Raw genomic sequence first — 25577 nt, 5'->3', positions numbered from 1 at the left:
GTTGGATTATATGTTAAGTATCGATAAGTATGCCTATGAGAATCGGATCGTTAACTGGTCGCCTAAATTAAAGGCTCTTTTGTGGTTATTGGGAATTATAATCGCTTTTCAACCAATTCAATGGTTAAAGGTAGTAGTTTTATTTAGTGTGGCTGGAGTCACAATCTTTGTTGCTCGGGTTTCTTTAAAACGTTATATTAGTTGGTTCTATGCTATTTTGCCATTTGTTCTTTTAAGTATTGTTGGAATTGTTGTAACAGTTTCGTCACAACGTTCTTCGTTAATCTGGCCACTTAGAATTGGTAATGTTTATCTCGGGATAGCGAAAGTGATGTTGCCGCGTGCTGGCCAACTGGCGCTTCAATGCGTGACAGCCATCGTGTGTACTTATTGGTTTGCACTAACGACACCATTTATTCAGATTTTGCAAGTATTGAAGGCAGCCCATTTACCACGGGTAATGATTGAAGTAACAATGCTAATGTACCGTTTTATATTTATTTTTATTGATGCCTTTGAACAAATTCATCGTGCCCAAAAGTTGCGTTTTGGCTATGATTCTGTTGATTTAATGGTTCACTCATCGAGTATTCTCGCGAAGATGCTCTTTGAACAGGTTATTAGGAATTATGAAATGATGACAAAAGCACTTGATGCTAAGTTATATAATGGAGACTTTTACCTTTAGGAGGAGTAATAGATGATTGAATTGAAACATCTTAGTTTTAGCTATGATGATAAGCGGAAAATACTAGATGATGTTTCATTGAAGCTTGGTGGTGACGGTCATAAAGTTATTGGGATAATGGGGCAAAATGGTGCTGGAAAATCAACGTTATTTTTAAATTTAGTCGGAGAGCTACGTCCAACCAGTGGGGAAGTACTTATTGATGGCAAAAAAGTTGAGTATACCAAGAAAGGTTTACGTGATTTGCGAAGGAAAATCGGGATAGTTTTTCAAAATTCTGACCAACAAATTTTCTATTCAATTGTTAAAGACGATGTTGCTTTTGCACTCCATAATCTTAAGTTACCTGCTAATGAGATTCATCAACGGGTTGAAAGAGTGTTGGATGAATTAAATATCTTAAACCTAAAAGACCGGCCGATTCAATATCTTAGCGGTGGACAAAAAAAACGGGTTGCTATTGCTGGAATTATGGTTATTGGTTCTGAATGGATTTTACTAGATGAACCGACATCAGGATTAGATCCAGATGGTCGGATTAGGATGAAAAAGTTAATTAAGAAGCTGGTCGCAAATGGGCAAAAAATAATCTTATCTAGTCATGATATGGATTTTATGTATGAAACGTGTGATTATTTCTATCTTCTTGGCAAGGGTAAAATCCTTAACGAAGGGACTAAACAAAGTGTTTTTAATGATGAAAAATTACTAGAAGAAAATAACTTAACCCAACCATGGCTTGTTAAAATCCACCAAAAATTAGGGTTGCCCTTATATGCTGATGAGCAAGACTTATTTGAAAATAATAGCCTAAATTCATAATAAATTTTAATAAAGAGGGTAACCTCTTAGTACATAATCAATTTGGGGAGGGATATTAGAATGGCTATACAATCAATAATGTTTCAAGGAACTGCATCGGACGCAGGAAAGAGTTGGTTAGCGGCCGCCGTTTGCCGGTTACTGGCTAATAAAGGTCAAAAAGTAGTACCGTTCAAATCACAAAATATGGCTCTGAATTCATTTATCACTGATCAAGGTGATGAGATGGGACGGGCGCAAGTTTTTCAAGCCGAAGCTGCCAGAGTAAAACCAGATGTGCGGATGAATCCAATTTTGTTAAAACCATCAACAGATAAAGCTTCCCAAGTAATCGTAATGGGAAAGGTACTCGCAGATATGGATGCGGCTAGTTATTACCGATATAAACCACAGTTAATTCCGCAAATAATGCAGGCATACGATACGTTAGCTGCGGAAAATGACGTAATAGTTCTTGAAGGAGCTGGAAGTCCGGCTGAAATTAATCTAAATCAAAATGATATTGTCAATATGGGGATGGCACGGATGGCTGATTCACCAGTGATTTTAGTAGCTGATATTGATAAGGGTGGAGTATTTGCATCAATATATGGAACCATTAAACTTATGCCACCAGCAGATCAGCAACGGGTTAAAGGAATAATTATTAATAAGTTTCGAGGTGACAAATCGTTACTTGAAGCAGGAAATAAGATGATTGAAGAGCTTACAGGTATTCCGGTGATTGGGGTATTACCAATGAGTAATATCGATATCGATGAGGAAGATAGCGTCTCTCTTACCCGAAAACCGCGGCGAAAAGATAATGCTAAGGATTTGGATATAGCAGTTATTGACCTTGATAAAATATCAAACTTCACCGATGTTCATAGCCTCAAAATACAACCTGATGTTTCGGTAAGGTATGTTTTGCAAGCGGATGAATTAGGTACGCCAGATTTATTAATCCTTCCAGGAAGTAAAAATACGAATGAAGATTTAGCTGTTTTAAGGGACAATGGTCTAGCGGATGCTATTGTACAAGCACACCAAAATGGCAGTCGAATAGTTGGCATTTGTGGCGGGTATCAAATTTTGGGGCGCATGCTTTATGACCCAGCTGGGGTTGAATCACCAATTAAAGAGCAATCGGGACTTGGTTTACTAGATATTGAAACAACCTTTAATAATGAAAAAACAACCACCCAAGCAGTTGCGAAGAGAAACAACTATACACTAAAGGGCTATGAAATTCATATGGGAAGTACAAAGCGAGGTCCCAATGCGGTACCGTTTTCGGTGATTCAAGAAACTAATGGAAAAGCGGAGAATCGTGAGGATGGAGCTGTAAATAATGATGAAACAATAATCGGTACTTATCTTCATGGAATTTTTGACAATCCATATTGGACACGTCATTTATTGAATAAAATCCGGATAGCAAAAGGAATGGCACCATTAGTGAATACTAATATCTCAATTAGTGATTATAAGGATCAGCAATATGAACGATTAGCACAGTTATTTGAACAAAATGTTGATATGGAAAAATTTAATCAGATTTTGCAAAATTCAATAAGACTATAAAAGGTGGGTAAATCATGCAATCCCCATATCCAATTATCTTAAACTTAGCTAATAAAAATGTGGCAGTGATTGGTGGCGGAAAAGTAGCCGCACGCAAGATCCAAAAATTAATAAAAGCAGGAGTGAAGCCAACGGTTGTCAGTCCATTACTCTCTTCTACGATTGCGCGTGAAAATATTGACTGGATACAGGATAAATATCAGCGAAAGTATGTCGAAAATATGGACGTGATTATCACATGTACTAATAACTCAGATGTAAATGACCAGATAAAAAGGGAAGCAACACACTTTCAATTGGTAAATAATACAAGTGATAAAAATAATTCTGACTTTTATAACCTAGCAACGCTTAGTTCTGATGATATGTTCATTAGTGTATCAACGATGGGAAAGTCACCGAGCGTTGCCAAAAAGATGAAAAATGAAATTAAAGCGTGGGTAAGTAAAAAATTTCATAAGGAGTTTGAATAAAAATGTATTTGATGTGTGTTAGTTTGAATTATCATCAATTACCAATAGAACTACGGGAAAGATTTTCCTTTACTGCAAAAGAAGTTTCTAAAGCAGATCAACTGTTAAATAATGAAAAAAGTATCCTTGAAAATTTGATAATATCAACTTGCAACCGCACTGAAGTATACGCAGTCGTTGACCAAATTCATACTGGTCGTTACTACATTAAACGTTTTCTTGCTGGGTGGTTCCATTATACCGTTGATGAGTTTAGTCAATATGTTTCAATCATGACGAAGGATGATGCGGTTGAACATTTATTTCGTGTAATAACCGGACTGGATTCGTTGATTAAGGGTGAGCCGCAGATCCTTGGTCAGATAAAGGATGCATTTCAAGTAGCTACTGCCGAAAAAACAACGGGTGTAATCTTAAATCACCTATTTCGGCAAGCAATTACTTTTTCAAAAAAGATGCATACTAAATACCGGGTGAGCGAATTGGCGCAATCGTCAGGGCAAGCAGGATTACACCAGATCAAGACCGATTTTGGTTCGCTTAATGGTAAAACGCTGGCGGTAATTGGGCTGGGACATATCGGTAAGCATACAGCCTATAATGCAAGCAACATGGGCTTTAGCAAGGTGTTCTTGTTGAATCGGACTGACAGTAAAGCGCAACAACTTGCAGAAGAATTGCAAGGGGTAGTTGAGGCACGCCCCTTTACCCAATTAACGTCAGTCGTGGAGAATGTCGATGCAGCTATTTTTGCTGCTACGGTAAAGCAGCCACTATTTAGGGTGCAGAAAAGACTCCAGACAGTGATTGTTGATTTAGGTGTGCCACGGAATGTTGCCCTTACAGGTACGGTGCCTAAATACTATGATATTGATCATTTGCACCTGATTTTAAACTCTAACGATGAAAAGCGTCGAGAAATGATTCAGAAGATTGCTGCTGAGATTCCGCAAGAGGTTCAGGATTTTTATCTATGGGAAAAACAGTTACATATCGTTCCGGTAATTAAGGGGCTTCGTGAACATTCATTAAAAATTGAAGGCGAAGCATATGATAGTCTTCTCCGTAAATTACCAGAACTAAATGCCCATGAGCGCAAGGTGATTAGTAAGCATATGAAGAGCATTATTAACCAAATGATTAAGAGGCCGATTAAAGAAATCAAAGAATTATCGGTAACACCAGGAGCAACTGCAGATATTAACTTCTTCTGTAAGATCTTTGGCATGGACAATCTAAAAGTGGAGAATCAAAAAAATGGTAACTAAAGTAATTGTTGGCAGTCGGAAAAGTAAACTGGCTATGGCCCAAACTAAAATAGTGATTGCAACTCTTAAAAAGAAATTCCCCAATATTGAGTTTGAAATAAAAAACGTTGTAACTGAGGGTGACCGTAATCAACACGCTAGCTTAGCAAAAATTGGTGGGAAAGGCGTTTTTGTGAAAGAAATTGAAGATGAGTTAAAAGATGGAACAATTGATTTTGCAGTGCATAGCTTAAAAGATGTGATGCCTACGCTCCCTGATGAGTTAATATTAGGGGCGTTTCCTAAACGAGTTTCTCCTTATGACTGTTTAGTTAGTCATAGTAAATTTGCGAGCTTAGATGATCTTCCTTATGGGGCGCGAATTGGCACGAATAGTTTACGCCGCCAAGGACAATTGTTATGCGTTCGACCTGATTTAATAATTGTACCGATTAGGGGAAATATAGATACCAGGTTGAAAAAAATCGATACGGAAAACCTAGCGGGAGTTATTTTAGCTGAGGCAGGATTAGCACGGTTGAACGTTGACTTGAGTAGCTATCATGTTTTAAGTTTACGGAAATACATTGTGCCAGCAGTGGGACAGGGATGCTTAGCAATTGAGTGTCGAAAAAATGATCCAAAAATTCGCCAATTGCTCAACCAAATAAATGACCAAAAGTCTGCTTATTGTGTAAAAGTCGAGCGTGAATTTATGCGGGAATTAGGTGGAAGCTGTAACTTTCCGATTGGTGGTCACGCTTATTCTCAGGGAGAGCAAATCCTTTTTGATGGTTTAATCGCTTCCCCGAATGGTGAACATGTTATTAAAGAATCAGGGGTACCTGCCAATAAGCTTGGAGTCGGTAAAATGGTTGCCGATCAATTATTGGCGAAGGATAAATTTGGAATTATTGAAGGAGAGTAGTAATCATGTTGCAATTTGATCGTCATCGTCGTTTACGGACAAGCGCTGCAATGCGTGATTTAGTACGGGAGAATCACCTGAATAAGGATGATTTAATTATGCCGGTATTTGTTGATGCAACAATTAATGGTCGGGAAGAAATTTCATCGATGCCAGGGATTTATCGTTACAGTTTAGATTCAATCCTTGATGAAATTAAAGAAATAGTTGAACTTGGTATTAAGTCAATTATTATTTTTGGTGTTCCCGAAAAGAAAGATGAAGTCGGAACAGGAGCTTGGGAAGACAATGGGATTGTTCAACAAGCAATTCGATTAATCAAAAAGAACTATCCAGAATTAATCATTATTGCTGATACATGCTTATGCGAATACACGAGTACTGGACATTGTGGAATTCTCAAGGATGGTGTTGTCTTAAATGATGAATCATTAGAATATCTTACTCGCACAGCGGTTAGTCAAGTAGCTGCAGGAGCTGATATTATCGCTCCATCAAACGCAATGGACGGGTATGTAGCAGCTATTCGGCAGGGCCTTGATGACGCAGGTTTTAAGAATACACCAATTATGTCTTATGCAGTGAAGTATGCTTCATCATTCTACGGACCTTTCCGTGATGCAGCTGATGGGTCACCTAAGGAAGGCCCTAAAGATCGCAAAACTTATCAAATGGATCCGGCAAACCGCTTAGAAGCATTACGGGAAGTTGCCAGTGATGAAAAAGAAGGCGCCGACTTTGTAATGGTTAAGCCAGCAATGGCCTTCTTGGATGTTATGCGTGAAGTTCGTGACCACACCCTATTACCGCTTGTTGCATATAATGTTTCTGGTGAATATGCGATGGTCAAAGCTGCTGCGGCTAAGGGGTGGATTAATGAAGATCAAATTGTTTATGAAAGTTTAGTAGGGATGAAGCGGGCAGGTGCCGACTTGATTATTACTTACTTTGCTAAAGATGTTGCCAAAAAGCTTTAATTTGTTAGGTGGGTTTATTTTGACTAAATTAAATACAACAAAATCAAAGGCTGCTTTTAAGGAAGCCCAAAAGTATATGCCAGGCGGGGTAAATAGTCCTGTTCGAGCATTTAAAAATGTTGGTGGAGATCCTTTGTTTATCGACCATGGCAAAGATGAATACATTTATGATATTGATGGCAATAAGTACATTGATTATGTTCTTTCTTGGGGACCGCTAATTTTAGGGCATGCAGATGATCATGTGGTTGTTGAATTAACTAAGGCGGCTGCAAAAGGAACAAGCTATGGGGCACCAACCATACAAGAGACTGAACTGGCCAAAATCGTTAATAAGATTATGCCATCAATTGAAATGATTCGAATGGTCTCATCAGGAACAGAAGCAACAATGAGTGCAATTCGACTTGCTAGAGGATATACGCACCGCAAGAAGATTGTTAAATTTATTGGTAACTATCATGGACACAGTGACTCATTGCTTGTTGACGCAGGATCTGGATTAGCAACATTTGGAATTAATACTTCTCCTGGTGTTCCTGACGATTTAGCTTATGATACTCTTACGGTTGCATATAATGATGTTGCGGGAGTAAAGAAGCTTTTTGCAGAACATGGTGACGAAATTGCCTGCGCGATTGTTGAACCGGTTGCAGGAAACATGGGGGTAATTCCTGGAACGCAAGAATTTTTGCAAACGTTGCGTGAAGTTACCTCTGACCATGGGGCGCTTTTGATTTTTGATGAAGTTATGTCGGGTTTCCGAGCAGCTTACCATGGTGTTCAAAGTCTTGTTGATATTACACCCGATTTAACGACCCTTGGTAAAGTAATCGGTGGAGGCCTACCGGTTGGTGCATTTGGTGGTCGTCACGAAATTATGGAAAAAATTACACCAGCAGGAGATATTTATCATGCTGGAACACTATCAGGTAATCCATTGGCAATGACTGGTGGAATTAGTACCCTAGAGCAATTATCACCAGCTGATTACCTTGAGATGGATAAAAGGGTAGCGGCTTTAACTGATGGAATTAAAAAAGCTGCTGATAAATATGGTATCCCAATGACGGTTCATCATGTCGGAACAATGTGGAGTTATTTCTATAACAGCAACCCGATTAATAATTTTGATGATGTTAAGGCCTGTGACCAAGAATTGTTTAAGAAGTGCTTCTGGGAATTATTAGCACATGGTGTATATGTTGCACCATCGCAATTTGAGACTAACTTTATCTCAACCAAGCACACAGATGAGGACATTGAAAAGACAATTGCAGCATTTGATGCAGCATTTAATGCGGCAACCAAGTAAATAAAATATTTAAAAGGCTGTGGCAATGATTGTCACGGCCTTTTTTGAAAAGAGTGAAAAAATGGGGAATAGTGGTTTAACTTTCGTGTTGGGTGGCGCGAAAAGCGGTAAATCTGAGTTTGCGGAACGTTTATACTCAAGAGATGAGCGGGTATGCTACATTGCAACAGGAGTCGTAAAAAATCCAGACGGTGAAATGCAGCTACGAATTAAGCGTCACCAAGCCCGGCGTTCAGATAAATGGCTAACTCACGAACAATATCAACATATTGATAAGCTTATTAATGAGCATCAACAAGACGGGTACTTATTAGATGATGCCATTATGCTAGTTACTAATCTTTTTTATGACTTAGTCTTGGCAAAAACAACGCCTGATAAGATTGATGAATATTTAGAAGCAGCATCAATGCAAGAATTGGCAGTGATTCGGACAAAAATTCTTGATAATTGGCAACGAATCTTAACTGCTTGCAAGGATAATAAGCAATCAATGGTGATTGTCAGTGATGAAGTTGGGCTAGGAATAGTGCCAGCTACAAAACAAACACGTATTTTACGTGACCTATATGGTGAAGTTAATCAGCTAATTGCTAAGGCTGCAGATGATGTTTATTTCGTAGTCAGTGGTATTCCACAAAAATTGAAGTAGGTGACGTGATGATTGATGCATTAATTTTATTTGGCCAGTTTTTTACAAAATTAAATATCCCGATTCCGATTAACGATGCAACTAATAAATTTAAGACAAGTATTCAATATATTACTCTTTTTAGTTTTTTACTAGGTTGGATTGAAGGATTAATTTTCTGGGGATTTACCTATATTTTTCCATTATGGTTTGCGTGGCTGCTCTATTGGGTTACTGATGGCTTATTAACGGGTGGTTTTCATTTAGATGCTTTAGCTGATACTGCCGATGGTTTCTTTTCATCACGAACTACTGACAAGATTTTTGCCATTATGAAAGATAGTCGCCTTGGAACAATGGGAAGTTTGGCGTTGCTTTATTACTACCTTTTAGTAATAGGCTTAGGGGTTATTATCATTCCGTTCTTAAATTTGTTTCACATGGTTTTATTGACAGTTTGTTTAACGATGCTAACCAAAACAGGATTGTCACTATTATTTTATAAAATGGTTTATCCGGGAAATAAAAAGGGCCTTTCTAACATCTGGCTTGGAATAAAGCCCTGGCGAATTGTCGTTGCGCAAATATTTTCAATTATTGTGATTACAATTTGTTTTTCGTGGCAAGGGTTAGTTAGTTATGCCATGATCCCGCTAATAGCAATTTTTTATCGGCGAAAGGTGACAAGGATTTTAGGCGGAACACCAGGTGATACTTTAGGAGCATTTGCTAGTCTATCACCACTGATATTCTTATTTACTCTTACTATTTTAATGAGGTTAGGAAGATGAAACTAATATTAGCTCGGCATGGAGAGACCGAATTTAACCGATTAAAAAAATTTTATGGAACGACCGATGTTAGTCTTGATGAACAAGGACAAACGCAGGCAAAACTTTTGGCGACAAAAGTAAATAAATTACACCCAACGTTATTTGTCCAAACAAATCTTAAAAGGACCGGGCAAACGTTACAGCCACTTAAAAGGCTTCGTCCTGCGATTCCGACAGTTACTTTACCGGATTTAGCTGAAAAAGGATTTGGTAATTGGGAAGGATTAGATGCTGACGAGATTGCAGTACGTTATCCGGCTGAATGGAAGAAGTGGTTAGCGGCACCTTTATCGTATACGCCACCGACAGTTGAAGCATTTAGTGATTTTAAGGAACGTGTCCATTACGGTCTGCAATGGTTACTTGGCCATACGATGGAAAATGATGTTGTGTTTTGTGTGGCCCATTTGGGAACAATCAGGTTAATTTATCAAGAACTTGTCGATTCAACGGCTGATTTCTATTCACTGGATTTTAAGGCGGCTTGTTATAGTACTTTGACTATCAAAAATGGGCTCGTTCAGAATTGGCAGCTTAATATATAGGAGGGCTGATTTATGGCAATTTTAATTACTTATCCGAAAAATAAAATCCCGGTTTATTGGCGGATGAAGTTAGAACAAAAAGATGATGTAATTTATTTTCCGTTTCGGGTTTTAAAAGCAGTTAAATTAACAGCAACAGACCAGCAAAAACTTCAAGAAAGCAAAGCGTTAGCAATAACCAGTATTTTTGGAGCACAAGTCTTTGGTAAGTATTTGCGGAAACTGAATCCAACTGCGCCAATCTATGTCTTAAGCGCGAAAATAAAGGACGTCTTGACAGAAAAGGTTAAAAATCCCATTCGTATCGCAAGGGCAGAAAACCGCACCGCCTTAGTGGCTGACTTAAAAAATGATCAAGTTACTGATGTTTGCTGGCTTATTGGTGATAAGGCGGCAAAATATTATTCTGATTATTACGGACAAAAAATCGTGATCTACACAAATACTTGGGATCAAGTCCATGAGGGGAAAGCTCTTAAAATTTTCTTAAAGCAACGAATAACCAGTGCGTTAGTGACTAGCAGCTCTAATTTTGACCGGATGTATGAGGTGATGACAAGGGTCGACAGTAATGAATATCGTAGAATTAACTACTATGTTCTTGGAGCAAGTACGGGTAGCTATATACAACAAAAAGGACTTAAAGTGATCTTACCTGATAGCAAAGAAAGGGTCCTAGAAAATGTATTAAATAACTTATGGCACTATGAGAGGGAACATTAAAATGAAATATAACGAGATACAGCTGTTGCCCTTAGATAAAGTCAGCATGCAAGCAATGCAGGATAAAATAGATAATTTAGCAAAGCCGGTAAAAGGGCTGGGACGTTTAGAAGAGTTAGCAGACCATTTAGCAGGAATTTACCGAACGACTGCCTTTGATCTTCGCCCGCGAAAGTGTTTAGTTTTTGCTGCTGATAACGGGGTAGTTCATGAAGGCGTCTCAGCAAGTCCCCAAAAAATTACGGCAATTCAAGCAGTCAATATGATGAATAATCATACAACGGTTGCCGTATTGGCTAAGGCGTTTGACTGCGCACTTCAAGTGTATGATGTGGGCATCAAAGCTGACTTACATTCTCCCTTAGTGAAGGTTCACAAAATTCGCTATGAGACTGGTGATATGTTAAAAGAACCAGCAATGACAATTAGTGAGGCCGAAGAAGCGTTGCAATATGGCTTTGACATGGGGATGCAAGCTTTTGATGAGGGGAATCAAGTAATTGCAACTGGTGAACTAGGGATGGGAAATACGACAGCAGCTTCAGCAATTATTGCTGCACTTTTAGGTAAGAGCGGTCAACAGGTAGTTGGTCGAGGATCTAATATATCCGATAAGCGGTTGGCACATAAGATTGAAGTTGTTAATGCTAGTCTCCAAAGAGCAGGATTGGATAACAAAGAAGGTAATCAAGATCCGCTAAAGGTATTAAGTGAAGTAGGTGCCTTGGAGCTAGGAGCAATGGCAGGGGCGATGCTTGCTGCCGGGGCTAGGCACAAGCCGGTGCTCCTTGATGGCTTTTTATCATATTCCGCTGCCCTTTTAGCTAATACAATTCAACCAGGATTAACAAATTATATGATTCCAACGCATAGGTCGAAGGAACAGGGATCAAAAATTGTGCTTGATGCTTTAGAACTTAATCCATATATTGACATTAATATGTGTGTTGGTGAGGGAAGCGGCGCAATGTTACTTTTACCATGGCTTGATGGAGTAAAAGCCATCTTAACTAATATGAATACTTTGCAAGAAATGAACTTCAACTTTATCCCATAAGTCGATAGCAATAAAGTGCTAGTACAACAAAATAATCTTTTTGTGATTTTTGAATGAGAATATTACGTTAAACGATTGTCAAATATTATTGCTTTTATTATATTATTTCGTCTTTTCTAATGTTTATTTAAATTAAAAATGGATAAAGTTATCTTTTTTAACTGATTATATGAAAAAAGAATATTTATTTGTCAGATTTATCGGAAAGTATTGAACTACAGTGAAAGTAATTGTAATTTTAAAATGTGATAATTATAACGCTTTCATTGATGGTTGATATAGGAGGAAAATACTTTATGAAAAAAGCTAAAGTGCTCGGAAACTTATTGGTTATGTTTTTGGCATTTTTTGTCTTAACAGGATATACAAATAAGAACGAGAAAAGTAACGATACAATTAAGGTTACGTACACGATAAAAGAAGGGAAAAAGACTGTTGATACTAAAAAGACTACCTTGAAGAAAAACGACAAGGTAATCGTTGGCTTAAAGAAGAATTGGAAAGTTAAAGAAGCAAAGGGATTTATTACTTCAATTGATGGTAAAAAGGAAAATCAAAAAAAGGGTATCTATTGGACTTATACTGTAAATGGTAAGTCTGTTAATAAATTGGCTAACCAGCAAACCTTGAAAAATAATGATAAAGTCCAATTTACCTTAGATAAGGCGGAATAAAAATGAAATCGCGTACGCAGGTTATAAGCAAACATAATCAAGTAAAGCGAATGACATTGATTGCAATGCTTGCGGCGTTAGGGACGGTTTTGCGAGTATTCAAGATTATCCCAATCCCTAATGTTCAGCCAGTAACCGATATGATTATGATTGCAACATTAATGTTAGGAATAGGTTTTGGAATATCGTTAGCGATGATGATTATGATTTTATCAAACTTATTACTGGGTTTTGGAATCTGGACGGTTCCGCAAATTTTGGCATATGCGGTTTGTGTGATTACGGTAGCAGGCCTAGCTAAGATAACCCCATTAAAGAAACATTTTACGTTGCAATTAATTTTAGCTACTTTCTTAGGCTTTGAATATGGATTTGTAGTTAGTCTAGGAATGTCGATTTATGGTGGCTGGGCAGCTTTCTTGGCATATTGGCTGAGTGGGTTACTATTCGACTTCTATCATGCAATTGGTAATTTTGGTTGCTACTTTATTTTATATAAGCCGTTAACTGTTGCATTTAAGCATTATTTACAACAATCATAATTATTAAAAACTTTAAATTACGAAAACCACCTAGTTAGTAATTCTAAAATTACTAGTTAGGTGGTTTTTAGATTGCCTAAATAATTAGTCGCTTCCAAATATAACGGCTTTAAGCTGGTGAAAAATTAACCAACCTTTACAGGGGTATCAGCCTCTTTGCCATTAATTAACTTGCAATTATTATCAAAAGCTTTAATTACCATATTGCGAACGGCGTGGGTAGTGTAGAAAGCAGTATGTGGTGTAACTAATACATTTGAACGATCGATTAAATCCTTCAACCGCTTGTCTGGGAATTCTTTTCCGCGCCAGTCTTCGTTAAAGATTCCAACTTCATCCTCATAAGTATCCATTACAAAGCCAAAGATTTTACCGCTATCAAGACCTGCGATGACTGCGTCAGTATCAACCAATGCCCCACGGGAGCAGTTAACGATAACAACATTGTCTTTCATCTTGGCAATTGAGTCACGATTGATCATATGGAAGTTTTCTTTAGTTGCTGGTACATGCAGGGAAATTACATCAGCTTGAGCATAAAGGTCATCAAGACTGTCAACATAATATCCTTGTTTCTTCAACTCTGGATTTTCAAATGGATCGTATGCAATTACTTTTGCCCCGAAACCTTCCATTATTTGCATGTAAACACGACCGATATGACCAGTTCCAATCACTCCGACAGTTTGATCACGAACTTCGCGCCCAATTGTAGGTGCCCACCGAAGATCACCATTAGCAATCTTTTCGTCTAGGACTTTAGTTTGGCGTAAAATACGGGCAGTTTGGATTGCAGCGTGTTCTGCGATGGCGTTTGGTGAGTATACCGGAACGTTAGTAATTTCAAAACCAAGTTCTTTTGCCTTAGCCATGTCGATGTTATCAACCCCGACATTTCGTAAAGACATCTTAGTAATTCCTTCATCAGCAAGTGCTTGAAGGGTATCAGCAGTGTAATCGAGTTGCTGGTAGACAACGACCCCATCGGCCCCTTTAGCCTTTTTTGCAGTTGCTGGAGTTAATAATTCACTAGTATATTCTACTTCTACATCGGGATGACTTTCAGCCCATTCTTTAACATAAGGTTCTTCATCTTTTCGAATACTAAAAGCAAAAATCTTTTTTGCGCCATTAGAAGGATTAGTGTTAGCAGATTGAGACAATACTTGTTTAACGATTTTCTTAACTAATTCTGGATTAACGTCCATTTCAGCCATAATACATAACCTCGTTTCTCTGCAAGGAGACGTGACTCTTTGCGTAAATAAATAAACTACATCTACATTCTATATTATATTAAATAACTAGGTAAACGCTGTCAAATAGTAATAAACGTTTACTTAATAACAATTAGTATCGTTGGTTAGACCACAAGCTATATGGAAAAGTTATTAATTATTCTTAACAAATTATTGCCTTTTTATCCATTTGCAATTTTATCTAAACTGAGTAATATAGATAAAGTTAGGTACCAAACGATCTGTGCGAAGGGGATGAACAATAATGACAGGTCACGATGAACTGATAAAAGAACTATTTTCATTTTCTAGTGAGCTTCACCAAAAGACTGTGCAAGCGCACCAGGCACATAGCACGTTTATCGGGCGCGGTAAAATTTTATGTTTGTTGGCAAAGCATGACTATATTTATCAAAATCAGCTTGCTAAATTTGCCAAAATAAAACCGGGATCATTAACACAAATATTAGAAAAGATGGAGACTGACCATTTGATTATTCGGAAGCGTGATCAACGTGATCGGCGGCTAATATATGTGAAACTAAGTCATGAAGGCAAAAAGCAATTAGCAAGGAATGAACAGTACCACAGAGAGTTTCAAGAGTTTATGACGGCACCATTATCCGAAGCGGAGATTGAACAATTTATTTCAACGCTAAAAATATTGCGGGGCCGATTTAATGAATATATTAAGCAAAAGGAGATGGGAAAAAAGTGATCCGAATAGCACGAAAAAATTTAGCCGTCTGGGCAACCCTCGGGGCAGTTTTCTTCTTACTGATTCAGGTTTCATGTGACTTGTACTTACCAACTGTAACTGCCGATTTGGTCAATCAAGGAATTGTCCAAAAGGATATGGGAGTAATTTGGAATAGGGGCATCAAAATGTTGATTGTTGCGGCTATCGGTTTAGTTGCAGCAGGACTTAACGTTTATTTTGCAGCTACCCAGTCAATGAAGGTCGGTGAGAAATTAAGAAGTCAAATTTATCACAAAGTTTTACGCTTCTCTAATCAGGAAATGGATGAATTTGGTGACTCTTCTTTAATTACTCGTTCAACTAATGATATTGTGCAAATTCAAAACGTGATGGTCCAAATGTTACGAATGATGTTGCAATCACCTGTAATGCTAGTGGCAGCGTGCGTTTTAGCGTATACACGCGAGCCACAATTGACAAAAATTTTCTTCATTAGTTTGCCCGTTTTAGCGGTAATTGTGATGGCAGTCATGTATTTTGCAGTGCCGCTCTTTAAAAGTATTCAGAAGAAGACTGATCGAATTAACCTAATCTTTCGCGAAGGCCTAACTGGAGTGCGAGTAATTCGGGCATTTCGTCAAGATGACCGTGAGCAGGCGCGTTTCAAGGAGGCCAATGAAGACTATACGCACACAGGTATTAAAGCCTTCACGATTGTTTCAACTCTTTTCCCTGTTGTAACCCTAATCCTGGGGATGACAAATGTTGCTATTATTCTGCTTGGTGGACATTTGGTTGCCGATATGAGTATGCAAGTTGGTGATTTGATTGCCTTTATGACCTATGCTACTCAAATTATGATTAGTTTTATGATGCTTTCGATGATTTTTGTTTTTGTTCCCCGGGCTTCTGCATCGGCTGCTCGTGTCAATGCGGTTTTAGACCAACCGATTAGTATTCATAACGCTCCTGAAACTGACCAGAAAAAGATCAATGCAGGTGAGCCAGCATCCCTTGTATTTAAAAATGTTGATTTTCGTTTTAACGGAGCTGAGCGTCTGGCACTAAAAAACTTGAATTTTAAAGTAACAGCGGGACAAACATTGGCAATTATTGGTGGAACTGGTGCTGGTAAGTCAGCATTGGTTAATTTGATTCCACGTTTATTTGATGTTGAGCGTGGTGAGATCATGGTAGACGGGGTTCCGGTCAAAAAGCTCAGCCAGCATGATCTACATGAAGTAATATCGATAACCCAACAGCAAGCGGTCCTCTTTAGTGGAACAATTCGCTCTAACTTGCGATTTGGCTATGATAAGGCGAGTGATGATCAGATGTGGCATGCCCTTGAGATCGCTCAAGCAGCTGATTTTGTTCGCGAAGCAGGAGGATTAGATGCTGTTGTTGAACAAAACGGGAGTAATTTTTCTGGTGGACAACGGCAGAGACTAGCAATTGCACGGACAATTATTAAGCCTGCTTCGATTTATATATTTGATGATTCGTTCTCAGCCCTTGACTTTGAAACTGATGCTAAATTGCGGGCTGCTTTAGCCAAAGACCCCCAAATTCAGCAAGCAGTAACAGTGATTGTAGCGCAACGAATATCAACCGTGGTGGATGCAGATCAAATTATTGTCTTAGATGAAGGGCGAGTGGTCGGTCAAGGAACGCACCAGGAATTAAAAGCTAATAATAAAACATATCAGCAAATAATTAACTCCCAAGTGGAGAAAGGAGATGTTGAACGTGCGTAGAGGACCACGAGTACCAGAGCAAGCCCAACATTTCTGGCCAACGACCAAACGTTTAATTGCTTACTTGCGACCATGGCGTGGCGGGGTAATCGTTTCGATTATTTTAGCGATTGTCTCGGTTATCCTTTCAATTTTAGCTCCTAAAATTCTTGGGGAAGCTACTACTATTATTTATAACGGAATGCTAAAAGGGTATGCTGAGATAAAGGCTGGTACGCATTTAACGACTTTACCAATCGATTTTAGCCGTATTTGGCAAATTGGGATTACAGTTATTCTGTTGTACCTTTTTTCAGGATTATTTAGTTTCCTCCAGCTTCAAATTATGACCAGAGTATCGCAACGAGTAGTTTATAACTTGCGGCAAGATTTTGAAGAAAAGATGCGGCGGGTGCCAATTAAGTATTATGATACGCATAATAATGGGGATATTATGAGCCGCATGGTTAATGATATGGATAATATCGCCGGAACCCTACAGCAAAGTCTTATTCAAATTATTACTAGTGGATTAACGTTGGTTGGGGTTTTAATCTTAATGCTGACAATTAGTTGGAAACTGACGATTATTGCCTTAATCACGATTCCTTTAAGTATTTTAGTAGTCGCTTTTGTTGCACCGACTTCGCAACGCTTATTTGGTCGGCAACAGGCAGCACTTGGTAAGATTAATGATCAGGTAGAAGAAACTTATGCAGCCCATACAATTGTCCGGACCTTCAATAAAGAACAGGATGAAGAAGCGGAATTTAATAAGCGCAATCATCGTTATTACCAGTCAGCATGGAAAGCTCAATTCTTTTCTAGTCTGATGATGCCAATGATGGTGTTTATCCGTAATGTCGGCTACTTGGTGGTTGCTGTTGTAGGAGCAATTCAAGTAATCCATGGGCAAATCACTCTTGGTAATGTGCAAGCATTTTTGCAATATACAAACCAATTTTCACAACCAATTGCGCAAATTGCAAACCTTAGTAACACAATTCAGCAAACAGTTGCTTCTGCTGAACGGATTTTTGCAGTATTGGATGAGCCAGAGATGGATACAGAAATTAAAGATGTGCCGGCATTGACTAGCAACGATACTCCCAAAGTTGAATTTAAGGATATTAAGTTTAGTTATACAGACGAACCGCTTATTCAAGACTTTAACCTTAAAGCTCCTCGGGATACGATGGTGGCAATTGTTGGACCAACGGGAGCTGGGAAGACCACAATTATCAACTTACTGGAACGTTTTTATGATCCGCAAGGTGGTCATATTTACTTGGATGGTAAGGATACCCGCTCAATGACTCGGGAGGCCCTGCGAAAACATATTGCAATTGTTCTCCAAGATACGTGGTTATTCACGGGAACAATTTTTGAAAATATCAAATATGGCAATGAAAAAGCAACTGCTGAAGAGGTTTATCACGCTGCTAAGATGGCCCGGGCGGATGCCTTTATTCGTGAATTGCCGGATGGATATCAGACAGTCTTAGATGAATCGGCATCTAATATCTCTCAAGGGCAGCGTCAATTATTAACGATTGCGCGGGCATTTTTAGCGGACCCTGAAATCCTGATTTTAGATGAGGCAACAAGTTCTGTTGATACGCGAACAGAGGTATTGATTCAGGAAGCGATGAATGCGTTACAACAAGAACGAACAAGTTTTGTTGTGGCACACCGGTTATCGACTATTCGTAAGGCCGACCAGATTGTTGTTGTTAATCATGGAAAAATTATTGAAACTGGTAATCATGAATCATTAATGAATCAAAAGGGCTTCTATGCAGCGCTTTATAATAGTCAATTTGCAGGAAGCAATTAAAGCACCTCATGATCCCGTCATAACAAATTAATTCAACTAAAAAAGCCGTTAGCGTTCACATTTTGCGAATACTGGCGGTCTTTTTAAATGGGTATACACTTTATTTCGGAGATGATACAACATATGGTAGAAAAAAAGGAACCGTAATGAATTGCGTCATCATCACGATTCCTTTAATTTAAAAAATTTAGTTATAGGTTTTTGTCAATTTTAAAGGTCAATTTAGAAAGTTCAAGACCATGCATAACAAGTTCTGCCATTAGATTCTTCGTACGTTTAGCCATCTCGGCGACCATTTCATGGGTCTTTGCGCTTAGAAAATCATTAACTTCAGAAGCGGACATTCCTTCTACTTGCGGGGCAACCTGATTAACCCAGCGGTAAAGGTATTCACGGGCATCCTTTAGGTAGTCCAGGTCTTCTTTGGAGAACTCAGCGTGGTGTGATTCAACAATCATTGAAAGTGCTCGGTACATCCAGTAAGCACTCTTAAGATCCATATTGAGCTTCTCTGGTGTTTCCCGATAGCTGACATCGATATCTTCGGCATTACCAAAGAATGGGACATATGGCGTAAAGGTTGGAACCCCAAAACTCATCCACATAATGGTTGAAGCAGCTGCTGGTAAGTCATTTCGGACTTGGAGAATATGTGAATTTTGTGTCCGGTTTAAGGAAATTGGCCGGAATAATTGTTTTTCTTGGTCGGTTCCTTCATGGCCCAACGGATCGTATGGTGTACCTTGGTAGTGACTGCTAAGAATCTTTTCAACATCTTCAAGGGTAATCCGATGGTTAGTTTGCATGATAAATGGGATATCAAAATCTAAGGGATCAAAGTCAACGCTTGGATTTAAAACTTTATGACCATACCATTGCCGCGGTGTATTGTAATGCTGGTCAAAAATATCAGCAGTTCCAAAGATGTGGCGGAAGTCCCATCCATATTTATCGGGGTTCAAGTGATTTTTAGCAACGAATTCCTGAATACCGTCAGACCACATAAAGTTATCGGAATCATTGAAGTCAACTTGTTGAATGGCAACACGGTTCCCAGTTACAGCGTAAGCATCATCAGGAATTCGTTGAGCGACCCAGTGATGACCTGTCACAATTTCCATATACCAGACATCGTTTTTATCGCTGAAAATGATTCCGTTACCTTCAGCAGAGCCATATTTAGCAATTAATTTACCGAGATAGGCAACGCCATCCCGAGCACTATCGATAAATGGCAGGGTGGCAGCGACAACAAGGTCTTCGTTAATTCCAGTCTCAGTGTTAAGGGGATCACAGGCTAAGACCCGTTCATTGGCGTAAACACTTTCGGTAGCGCTCATTCCAACATTTTTTTCATTAAATCCGCTTTCGTCAAAGACCCCCTCGGTTCGATAATCGACGTTTGGCGTTCCTTGATAACGGTAACCGTCAGCCGGGCGGTCAACAACACACTTGTTAAGGTATGCCTTTACCTGATTAGGATGGTTGTGATATGCCGGGTAAGTAACGAAACGTTGGGGTGTTAACGGACCAAATGTATCGTCATTACGAGCAGCCATCGTCGAACCATCGATAGTGGCATTGCGTCCGACTAAGACGGTAGTACAGGCGGATAGATTCTTCTTCATTTTGTCAGGACCTTTCTATATAACCTTTAATATTAAACTATAATAATAAGTTTAGTCTTCAATACTAGGTGGGTCAATTACTAAGAAATTACTTTTGCTCCAAATCGGCAAAAGTTGCATGGACTAAGTTAGCTAAATCCTTGGCGTTTAACTTAACTGATCGCCCGACTTTGCCTGATGACACATAAATTTCGCCCTGTTCTTTTGCCTCATTATCGATAAAAATTGGGTATTGAAACTTTTCGAAAATACCAACTGGCGTGTTGGCGCCGTGAACATAACCAGTTGTTTTTAGTAAATCTTTTAACGGAACCATGTTTACTTTTTTATTTCCAGAAACTTTTGCCAATTTCTTTTCATCAAGGTGGGTATCGACAGGGATTACGCCTACCAATGGTCCGGTAACATTTCCAGAGAGAACGAGTGTCTTATAAATGACGTGCTCATCTACGCCGGTATGGTCAACGCTCATTGTCCGGACATCACCGTCCTGGTGAGTTGGAAACTCAGCCTGTTCATAGGGAACCTTGTTTTTATCAAGAATTTGTTCAACTTGTGTTTTTTTCATTTTGCTTTTTTTATTCTTTTTACTCATGATTTTCCTCCTAAAATCATCTGGGACGCACCAATCTTTTATAAAAAGATCCCAATTTTAAATAGGTCTGCTATACTTAAAGTGTATCTTAAAATTCGAATTAGTTAAATCCGAGGAGTTAATTAGATGGCAGATTTAGTATATCGCTCAGTAATGCGTGATATAAAACAAAAAATTTTGGATAATAAATATCCCAAGATGCGCCTCCCTGATGAACGAAGCTTAAGTGATATTTATCAGGTGAGCCGCAGTTCAATTAAACGGGCATTAGGGGTCCTCGCGCAGCAAGGGATTATCTTTAAAAAACGCGGTGCTGGAACTTTTATTAACCCGCTCTACTTAAAAAACCAATCGTTATTTCACTATGAAGGTAGTAATTTGGGGGTTACTGACAGTTTTCAACTTGATGGCAAGAAGCAAAGTATTAAACTGCTAAATTACCAGGTTGTCCCAGCAAATAAAGAGGTTCAAGAAGAATTGTTCCTCAGTGATAATGATTTTGTTTATCAGATTAAACGGTTACGACTAATTGATGACCAGCCCTTTATGATTGAAACTGGCTTTATCCCAATTAAAATTACCCCGACCTTATCACCAGAAGTAGTAAATGGCTCCATTTTTAATTATTTAGAAGATATGATGGGAAAAAGAGTGACAAAATCATTTATGACAATCGGTGTGTCTCCTTCAACTGCAGAAGACCAAGAGTTGCTAAAATTAACAGCAACTGAGCCAGTTGGAACGATTGAAGGAATCTTTTTCTTAGATGATGGAACCCCGTTTGAAGTATCGAATATGCGGATTCACTATAAGTATATGAAATATAGTACCTTTGTTAGTTTAGATCAAGAAAGCTAGTTGGCAATAAAAGTGACCATGGATTAATGGCGCTTTTATTTTTGTTTTGTTGCACCAATTAGCAGATTTGTCTGGTCTTTAATCATGGTCCACAGCAAATGAAATCCATATGCTGATAAGAAAGAAAGGATAATTGTCAATAATACAAGAGAAGGGAAAATGATTGCGAGCGAAAGGTGCAGTCTTAAATGGTTCAATAATTGCCAACACCAGTAGAGCCAAAAAACATGACTGAGGTAAGCACGATAGGCGTAGAGTGCAACCCAGTGAATAAGTGGTAACCATTGATTACGTTTTTTTTGAAAGTTAAGCATCAAGGTAGCGATAAGGCTGATGGTAGCTAGATTATAGAAAATCATTGAGGGCAGGTAATACGGGGCGTTGGTAAGCTTGACCGGTAATCCGTAACTAAAAAAGTTGATTGTAACAATATAAAAGAGGATTAGCCAAAGAATAACTTGCATTAGCCAGTGACGCATTAAAAATGGTGCTAATTGGGATCGAAATTGCCATAGTAAAGTTCCAGCGACTGCATAGATTAAGAAACTAATAAATAGACGGTCAAAATAATAAAATTGTTCTTTTAATGGACCATGAAATATTTGCAAGTCATAGCTATAAAACCAAACACCTTCTAAGAGTAATGTTCCGCAAAATATACTAATAGCCCTGTGAGGATGATGGGCAACTAACCGTGCTAGCCACCAAAAGAGGGGCATTAAAATAATGAATTGGAGCATCATGGTGTTATACCACAAGTGCGGGGCAGCATTGCCGTTAATAAACTGCCAACAGAACCCTTGCCAATTATGGTAATGATAATGCTGCTGCAGTTGCGGGAGAAATAATAGATAAATAAATGTCCACCAAATAGTGGGGATAAATAAAATATGCCAGCGATTATGGATAAAGTGAGGGTATTCTAGGATGCTTGCCTGAGGATGCGTCCGCGTGGTTGAATAAAGAATGCCGAAGATAAAAGCAGGGGCACTGAATTTGACCGTTTCATAAATTCCGCCAAAGAAAAATTGCTGACTAATTGATGGATTCGTGTTCATTACAAAACTGATAACGGATTGAATAATAACGGCAAATACTGCCATCATCTTTTCAAAATCTCCAATATCAGCCCCTGCTAAATTATTAGATTGTTGCAAAATATTCCTCTTTTCGCAAAAAAATTTTAACTTTTTTAAGTATACATCGTTATTATTAGAGGGAGATAGGAAGCAGTAAATAAGCAGGAATTTGCAGTCTTGGTAGATATGAGAAAGTTAAAGAACAGCTTAAGAAGATTAATTTTTTGTAATTGGACCGTATCAATTTGTAAAAAGGTTGACTTTTTGAAAAAACAGTTTATCATTAACATTGTAAATTTAATGATTTACGTTATGTTGTTAGAAAGCACAGGACGTATTGATTTATATAGAAGGAGTGTTTATTAGAATGGCAGTAGATTACGATTCCAAGAAGTACTTGGAAAGTGTTGATGCTTACTGGCGTGCAGCTAACTACCTTTCAGTTGGTACATTGTTCTTAATGGGTGACCCATTATTACGTCAACCATTAAAGGCTGAAGACGTTAAGCCTAAGCCAATTGGTCACTGGGGTACTATTGTTCCTCAAAACTTCATTTACGCACACTTAAACCGTGTTATTAAGAAGTACGACCTTGACATGTTCTACATCGAAGGTTCAGGTCACGGTGGCCAAGTTATGGTTAACAACTCATACTTGGATGGTTCATACACTGAAATTTATCCTGAATACACACAAGACACTAAGGGAATGGCTAAGTTATTCAAGCACTTCTCATTCCCAGGCGGTACTGCATCTCACGCCGCACCTGAAACTCCAGGTTCAATCCACGAAGGTGGGGAACTTGGTTACTCACTTTCACACGGTGTAGGTGCTATCTTAGATAACCCAGATGTTATCGCCGCTGTTGAAATTGGTGATGGTGAAGCTGAAACTGGTCCATTAATGGCATCATGGTTCTCAGACAAGTTCATCAACCCAATCAAGGATGGTGCGGTATTACCAATCATCCAAGTTAACGGATTTAAGATTTCTAACCCTACTATCCTTTCACGGATGAGCGACGAAGAACTTACTAAGTACTTCGAAGGTATGGGTTGGAAGCCATACTTTGTATCAGCTTACAAGGAAGCTGACCGTGATGGTGAATTTGATGGCTACAAGCCACACATGGAAGTTCACGAACAAATGGCTAAGACTATGGATAAGGTTGTTGAAGAAATCAAGGCTATCCAAAAGAACGCTCGTGAAAACAACGATGATTCATTACCACAATGGCCATTAATCATCTTCCGTGCACCTAAGGGTTGGACTGGTCCTACTAAGGATCTTGATGGTAACCCAATCGAAAACTCATTCCGTGCTCACCAAATTCCTATTCCGGTATCACAAGATGACATGGAACACAAGGACTTACTTGTTGATTGGATGAAGTCATACAAGCCAGAAGAATTATTCGACGAAAACGGTCACCCGGTTGCTCTTGTTGAAGAAAACACACCAGAAGGTAACCGTCGTATGGCTATGAATCCTATCACTAACGGTGGTATCGATCCTAAGCCACTTGTATTACCAAATTACCGTGACTTTGCCGTTGACATTCAAACTCCAGGTTCTGTTGTAAAGCAAGACATGCTTGAATGGGGTAAGTACCTCAGCAAGATGGCTGAATTGAACCCAACTAACTTCCGTGGATTCGGTCCTGACGAATCTAAGTCAAACCGTCTTTACGCATTCCTTGACAACCAAAAGCGTCAATGGATGGAAAGCGTTCACGAACCAAACGATGAAAATGTTGCTCCACAAGGTCGGATGATCGATTCACAACTTTCAGAACACCAAGCTGAAGGATTCCTTGAAGGTTACACATTAACTGGTCGTCACGGATTCTTTGCAACTTACGAAGCATTTGGTCGTGTTGTTGATTCAATGCTTACTCAACACATGAAGTGGTTACGTAAGGCTAAGGATCTTTACTGGCGTCACCAATACCCAGCATTGAACTTTGTTGATACTTCAACTGTATTCCAACAAGATCACAACGGTTACACTCACCAAGATCCAGGTCTATTGACTCACTTATTTGAAAAGGAACGTCCAGACCTCGTTAAGGAATACTTACCTGCTGATACTAACTCATTAATGGCTGTATCAAACAAGGCATTCCGTAACCAAGAATGTATCAACCTCTTCGTAACTTCAAAGCACCCTCGTGCACAATGGTTCTCCATTGATGAAGCTACTGAATTAGTTGACAATGGTCTTGGTTACATTGACTGGGCATCTACTGACCAAGGTAGCGAACCGGATGTTGTATTTGCATCAGCTGGTACTGAACCTACTGAAGAAGCTCTTGCTGCTATTGACATTCTTCATGACAACTTCCCTGAATTGAAGATTCGTTACATCAACATCATCGAAATTATGCGTTTGATGAAGACTGACAAGAACCCAGAAGGATTAACTGACGCAGAATTCAACCGTTATTTCACTACGGACAAGCCAGTTATCTTTGCATGGCACGGATTCCGTGACATGATCCAAGCATTGTTCTTCGACCGTGCAAACCGTAATGTTCACATCCACTCATACGAAGAAAATGGTGACATCACCACTCCATTCGATATGCGTGTATTAAACGAACTTGACCGGTTCCACTTAGCTAAGGATGCTATCCAAAACGTACCTGGTTACGAACAAAAGAGTGCTGCATTTGTAGCTAAGATGGACAACATGATTACTAAGCACAACCACTACATCCGTTCAGAAGGTAAGGACTTACCAGAAGTTACTAACTGGACTTGGAAGGGTCTTAAGTAATCAGCTACTGGTTGCTAATTAAACACTTATTAAATATTAAAGAGATCAAGGTTAACTTGGTCTCTTTTTTTATTCTTATTATTTGTAAACTCTTTCATATAAGGAT

Annotated in this window: 24 protein-coding genes; 20 read left to right on the top strand and 4 right to left on the bottom strand. The window is 38.8% G+C overall.

What is annotated here, in order from left to right; all coding sequences use genetic code 11:
* Window positions 1-10 precede the first annotated feature (10 nt).
* The 15 genes from cbiQ (at window position 11) to DTK66_RS01515 (ending at window position 13021) form a co-directional block, all read left to right on the top strand.
* On the top strand, window positions 11-688 hold the full coding sequence (gene cbiQ, locus DTK66_RS01585; protein WP_191667563.1) for a cobalt ECF transporter T component CbiQ: 678 nt from the start codon (window positions 11-13) through the stop codon (window positions 686-688).
* A gap of 12 nt (window positions 689-700) precedes the next feature.
* On the top strand, window positions 701-1510 hold the full coding sequence (locus tag DTK66_RS01580) for an energy-coupling factor ABC transporter ATP-binding protein (protein WP_191667562.1): 810 nt from the start codon (window positions 701-703) through the stop codon (window positions 1508-1510).
* 60 nt (window positions 1511-1570) lie between these two features.
* Window positions 1571-3076, top strand: coding sequence for a cobyric acid synthase (locus DTK66_RS01575; protein ID WP_191667561.1), 1506 nt, complete (start codon window positions 1571-1573; stop codon window positions 3074-3076).
* Between the two features lie 14 nt (window positions 3077-3090).
* Window positions 3091-3549 (top strand): precorrin-2 dehydrogenase/sirohydrochlorin ferrochelatase family protein, encoded by a 459-nt coding sequence (locus tag DTK66_RS01570; RefSeq protein ID WP_191667560.1) that lies wholly within the window; start codon window positions 3091-3093, stop codon window positions 3547-3549.
* A gap of 2 nt (window positions 3550-3551) precedes the next feature.
* Complete coding sequence (gene hemA, locus DTK66_RS01565) at window positions 3552-4817, top strand: glutamyl-tRNA reductase (RefSeq protein WP_191667559.1); 1266 nt, start codon at window positions 3552-3554, stop codon at window positions 4815-4817.
* Entirely contained in the window at window positions 4807-5724 is a 918-nt protein-coding gene (gene hemC / locus DTK66_RS01560; RefSeq protein WP_191667558.1) for a hydroxymethylbilane synthase, read from the top strand. Before hemA ends, hemC begins: the two co-directional genes overlap by 11 nt.
* 5 nt (window positions 5725-5729) lie before the next feature.
* Entirely contained in the window at window positions 5730-6701 is a 972-nt protein-coding gene (gene hemB, locus DTK66_RS01555) for a porphobilinogen synthase (RefSeq protein WP_191667557.1), read from the top strand.
* The gene (gene hemL / locus DTK66_RS01550; protein WP_191667556.1) at window positions 6682-8016 is read left to right on the top strand and encodes a glutamate-1-semialdehyde 2,1-aminomutase; all 1335 of its coding nucleotides are present in this window, start codon (window positions 6682-6684) and stop codon (window positions 8014-8016) included. Before hemB ends, hemL begins: the two co-directional genes overlap by 20 nt.
* Window positions 8017-8041: 25 nt before the next feature.
* Complete coding sequence (locus DTK66_RS01545; RefSeq protein ID WP_225208951.1) at window positions 8042-8668, top strand: bifunctional adenosylcobinamide kinase/adenosylcobinamide-phosphate guanylyltransferase; 627 nt, start codon at window positions 8042-8044, stop codon at window positions 8666-8668.
* A gap of 8 nt (window positions 8669-8676) precedes the next feature.
* Window positions 8677-9438, top strand: coding sequence for an adenosylcobinamide-GDP ribazoletransferase (locus tag DTK66_RS01540; RefSeq protein ID WP_191667555.1), 762 nt, complete (start codon window positions 8677-8679; stop codon window positions 9436-9438).
* The gene (locus DTK66_RS01535) at window positions 9435-10025 is read left to right on the top strand and encodes a histidine phosphatase family protein (RefSeq protein ID WP_191667554.1); all 591 of its coding nucleotides are present in this window, start codon (window positions 9435-9437) and stop codon (window positions 10023-10025) included. The genes DTK66_RS01540 and DTK66_RS01535 overlap by 4 nt, the downstream gene beginning before the upstream one ends.
* Window positions 10026-10037: 12 nt before the next feature.
* Complete coding sequence (locus tag DTK66_RS01530; RefSeq protein WP_191667553.1) at window positions 10038-10748, top strand: uroporphyrinogen-III synthase; 711 nt, start codon at window positions 10038-10040, stop codon at window positions 10746-10748.
* Window position 10749: 1 nt separating this feature from the next.
* Complete coding sequence (cobT, locus tag DTK66_RS01525; RefSeq protein WP_191667552.1) at window positions 10750-11805, top strand: nicotinate-nucleotide--dimethylbenzimidazole phosphoribosyltransferase; 1056 nt, start codon at window positions 10750-10752, stop codon at window positions 11803-11805.
* 296 nt (window positions 11806-12101) lie between these two features.
* Complete coding sequence (locus DTK66_RS01520) at window positions 12102-12479, top strand: DUF4430 domain-containing protein (RefSeq protein WP_191667551.1); 378 nt, start codon at window positions 12102-12104, stop codon at window positions 12477-12479.
* A 2-nt stretch (window positions 12480-12481) separates the two neighbouring features.
* On the top strand, window positions 12482-13021 hold the full coding sequence (locus DTK66_RS01515) for an ECF transporter S component (RefSeq protein WP_153931199.1): 540 nt from the start codon (window positions 12482-12484) through the stop codon (window positions 13019-13021).
* A gap of 125 nt (window positions 13022-13146) precedes the next feature.
* Here DTK66_RS01515 and DTK66_RS01510 read toward each other — a convergent pair whose 3' ends face one another.
* A complete protein-coding gene (locus DTK66_RS01510) occupies window positions 13147-14238 on the bottom strand; it encodes a D-2-hydroxyacid dehydrogenase (RefSeq protein ID WP_225208948.1) in 1092 nt (363 codons plus the stop codon).
* 286 nt (window positions 14239-14524) lie between these two features.
* Between DTK66_RS01510 and DTK66_RS01505 the strand changes: the two genes are divergently transcribed.
* From DTK66_RS01505 to DTK66_RS01495, 3 genes are read left to right on the top strand one after another with little or no spacing between them, the layout of a single operon-like run.
* Entirely contained in the window at window positions 14525-14977 is a 453-nt protein-coding gene (locus DTK66_RS01505; protein ID WP_191667550.1) for a MarR family winged helix-turn-helix transcriptional regulator, read from the top strand.
* The gene (locus DTK66_RS01500; RefSeq protein ID WP_191667549.1) at window positions 14974-16716 is read left to right on the top strand and encodes an ABC transporter ATP-binding protein; all 1743 of its coding nucleotides are present in this window, start codon (window positions 14974-14976) and stop codon (window positions 16714-16716) included. The genes DTK66_RS01505 and DTK66_RS01500 overlap by 4 nt, the downstream gene beginning before the upstream one ends.
* Window positions 16700-18532, top strand: coding sequence for an ABC transporter ATP-binding protein (locus DTK66_RS01495; protein WP_153931201.1), 1833 nt, complete (start codon window positions 16700-16702; stop codon window positions 18530-18532). Before DTK66_RS01500 ends, DTK66_RS01495 begins: the two co-directional genes overlap by 17 nt.
* A gap of 191 nt (window positions 18533-18723) precedes the next feature.
* Here DTK66_RS01495 and DTK66_RS01490 read toward each other — a convergent pair whose 3' ends face one another.
* Both DTK66_RS01490 and ybaK read right to left on the bottom strand, forming a co-directional pair.
* On the bottom strand, window positions 18724-20160 hold the full coding sequence (locus tag DTK66_RS01490; protein WP_191667548.1) for a C69 family dipeptidase: 1437 nt from the start codon (window positions 20158-20160) through the stop codon (window positions 18724-18726).
* An 88-nt stretch (window positions 20161-20248) separates the two neighbouring features.
* Window positions 20249-20755 (bottom strand): Cys-tRNA(Pro) deacylase, encoded by a 507-nt coding sequence (gene ybaK / locus DTK66_RS01485; RefSeq protein ID WP_191667547.1) that lies wholly within the window; start codon window positions 20753-20755, stop codon window positions 20249-20251.
* A 126-nt stretch (window positions 20756-20881) separates the two neighbouring features.
* Here ybaK and DTK66_RS01480 point away from each other — a divergent pair, with 126 nt between their 5' ends.
* A complete protein-coding gene (locus DTK66_RS01480; RefSeq protein WP_191667546.1) occupies window positions 20882-21613 on the top strand; it encodes a GntR family transcriptional regulator in 732 nt (243 codons plus the stop codon).
* Window positions 21614-21648: 35 nt separating this feature from the next.
* Here DTK66_RS01480 and DTK66_RS01475 read toward each other — a convergent pair whose 3' ends face one another.
* Window positions 21649-22770 carry an acyltransferase family protein gene (locus DTK66_RS01475; protein WP_191667545.1) on the bottom strand — a complete coding sequence of 374 codons (1122 nt, stop codon included), beginning with the start codon at window positions 22768-22770 and terminating at the stop codon, window positions 21649-21651.
* Window positions 22771-23059: 289 nt separating this feature from the next.
* Here DTK66_RS01475 and DTK66_RS01470 point away from each other — a divergent pair, with 289 nt between their 5' ends.
* The gene (locus DTK66_RS01470; RefSeq protein ID WP_191667544.1) at window positions 23060-25471 is read left to right on the top strand and encodes a phosphoketolase family protein; all 2412 of its coding nucleotides are present in this window, start codon (window positions 23060-23062) and stop codon (window positions 25469-25471) included.
* Window positions 25472-25577 lie beyond the last annotated feature (106 nt).

Source organism: Limosilactobacillus walteri (assembly GCF_014830205.1).
Taxonomy (GTDB): Bacteria; Bacillota; Bacilli; order Lactobacillales; family Lactobacillaceae; genus Limosilactobacillus; species Limosilactobacillus walteri.
The sequence above is the reverse complement of the archived record's forward strand: the minus strand, read 5'-3'. Positions and strand labels throughout refer to the sequence as shown.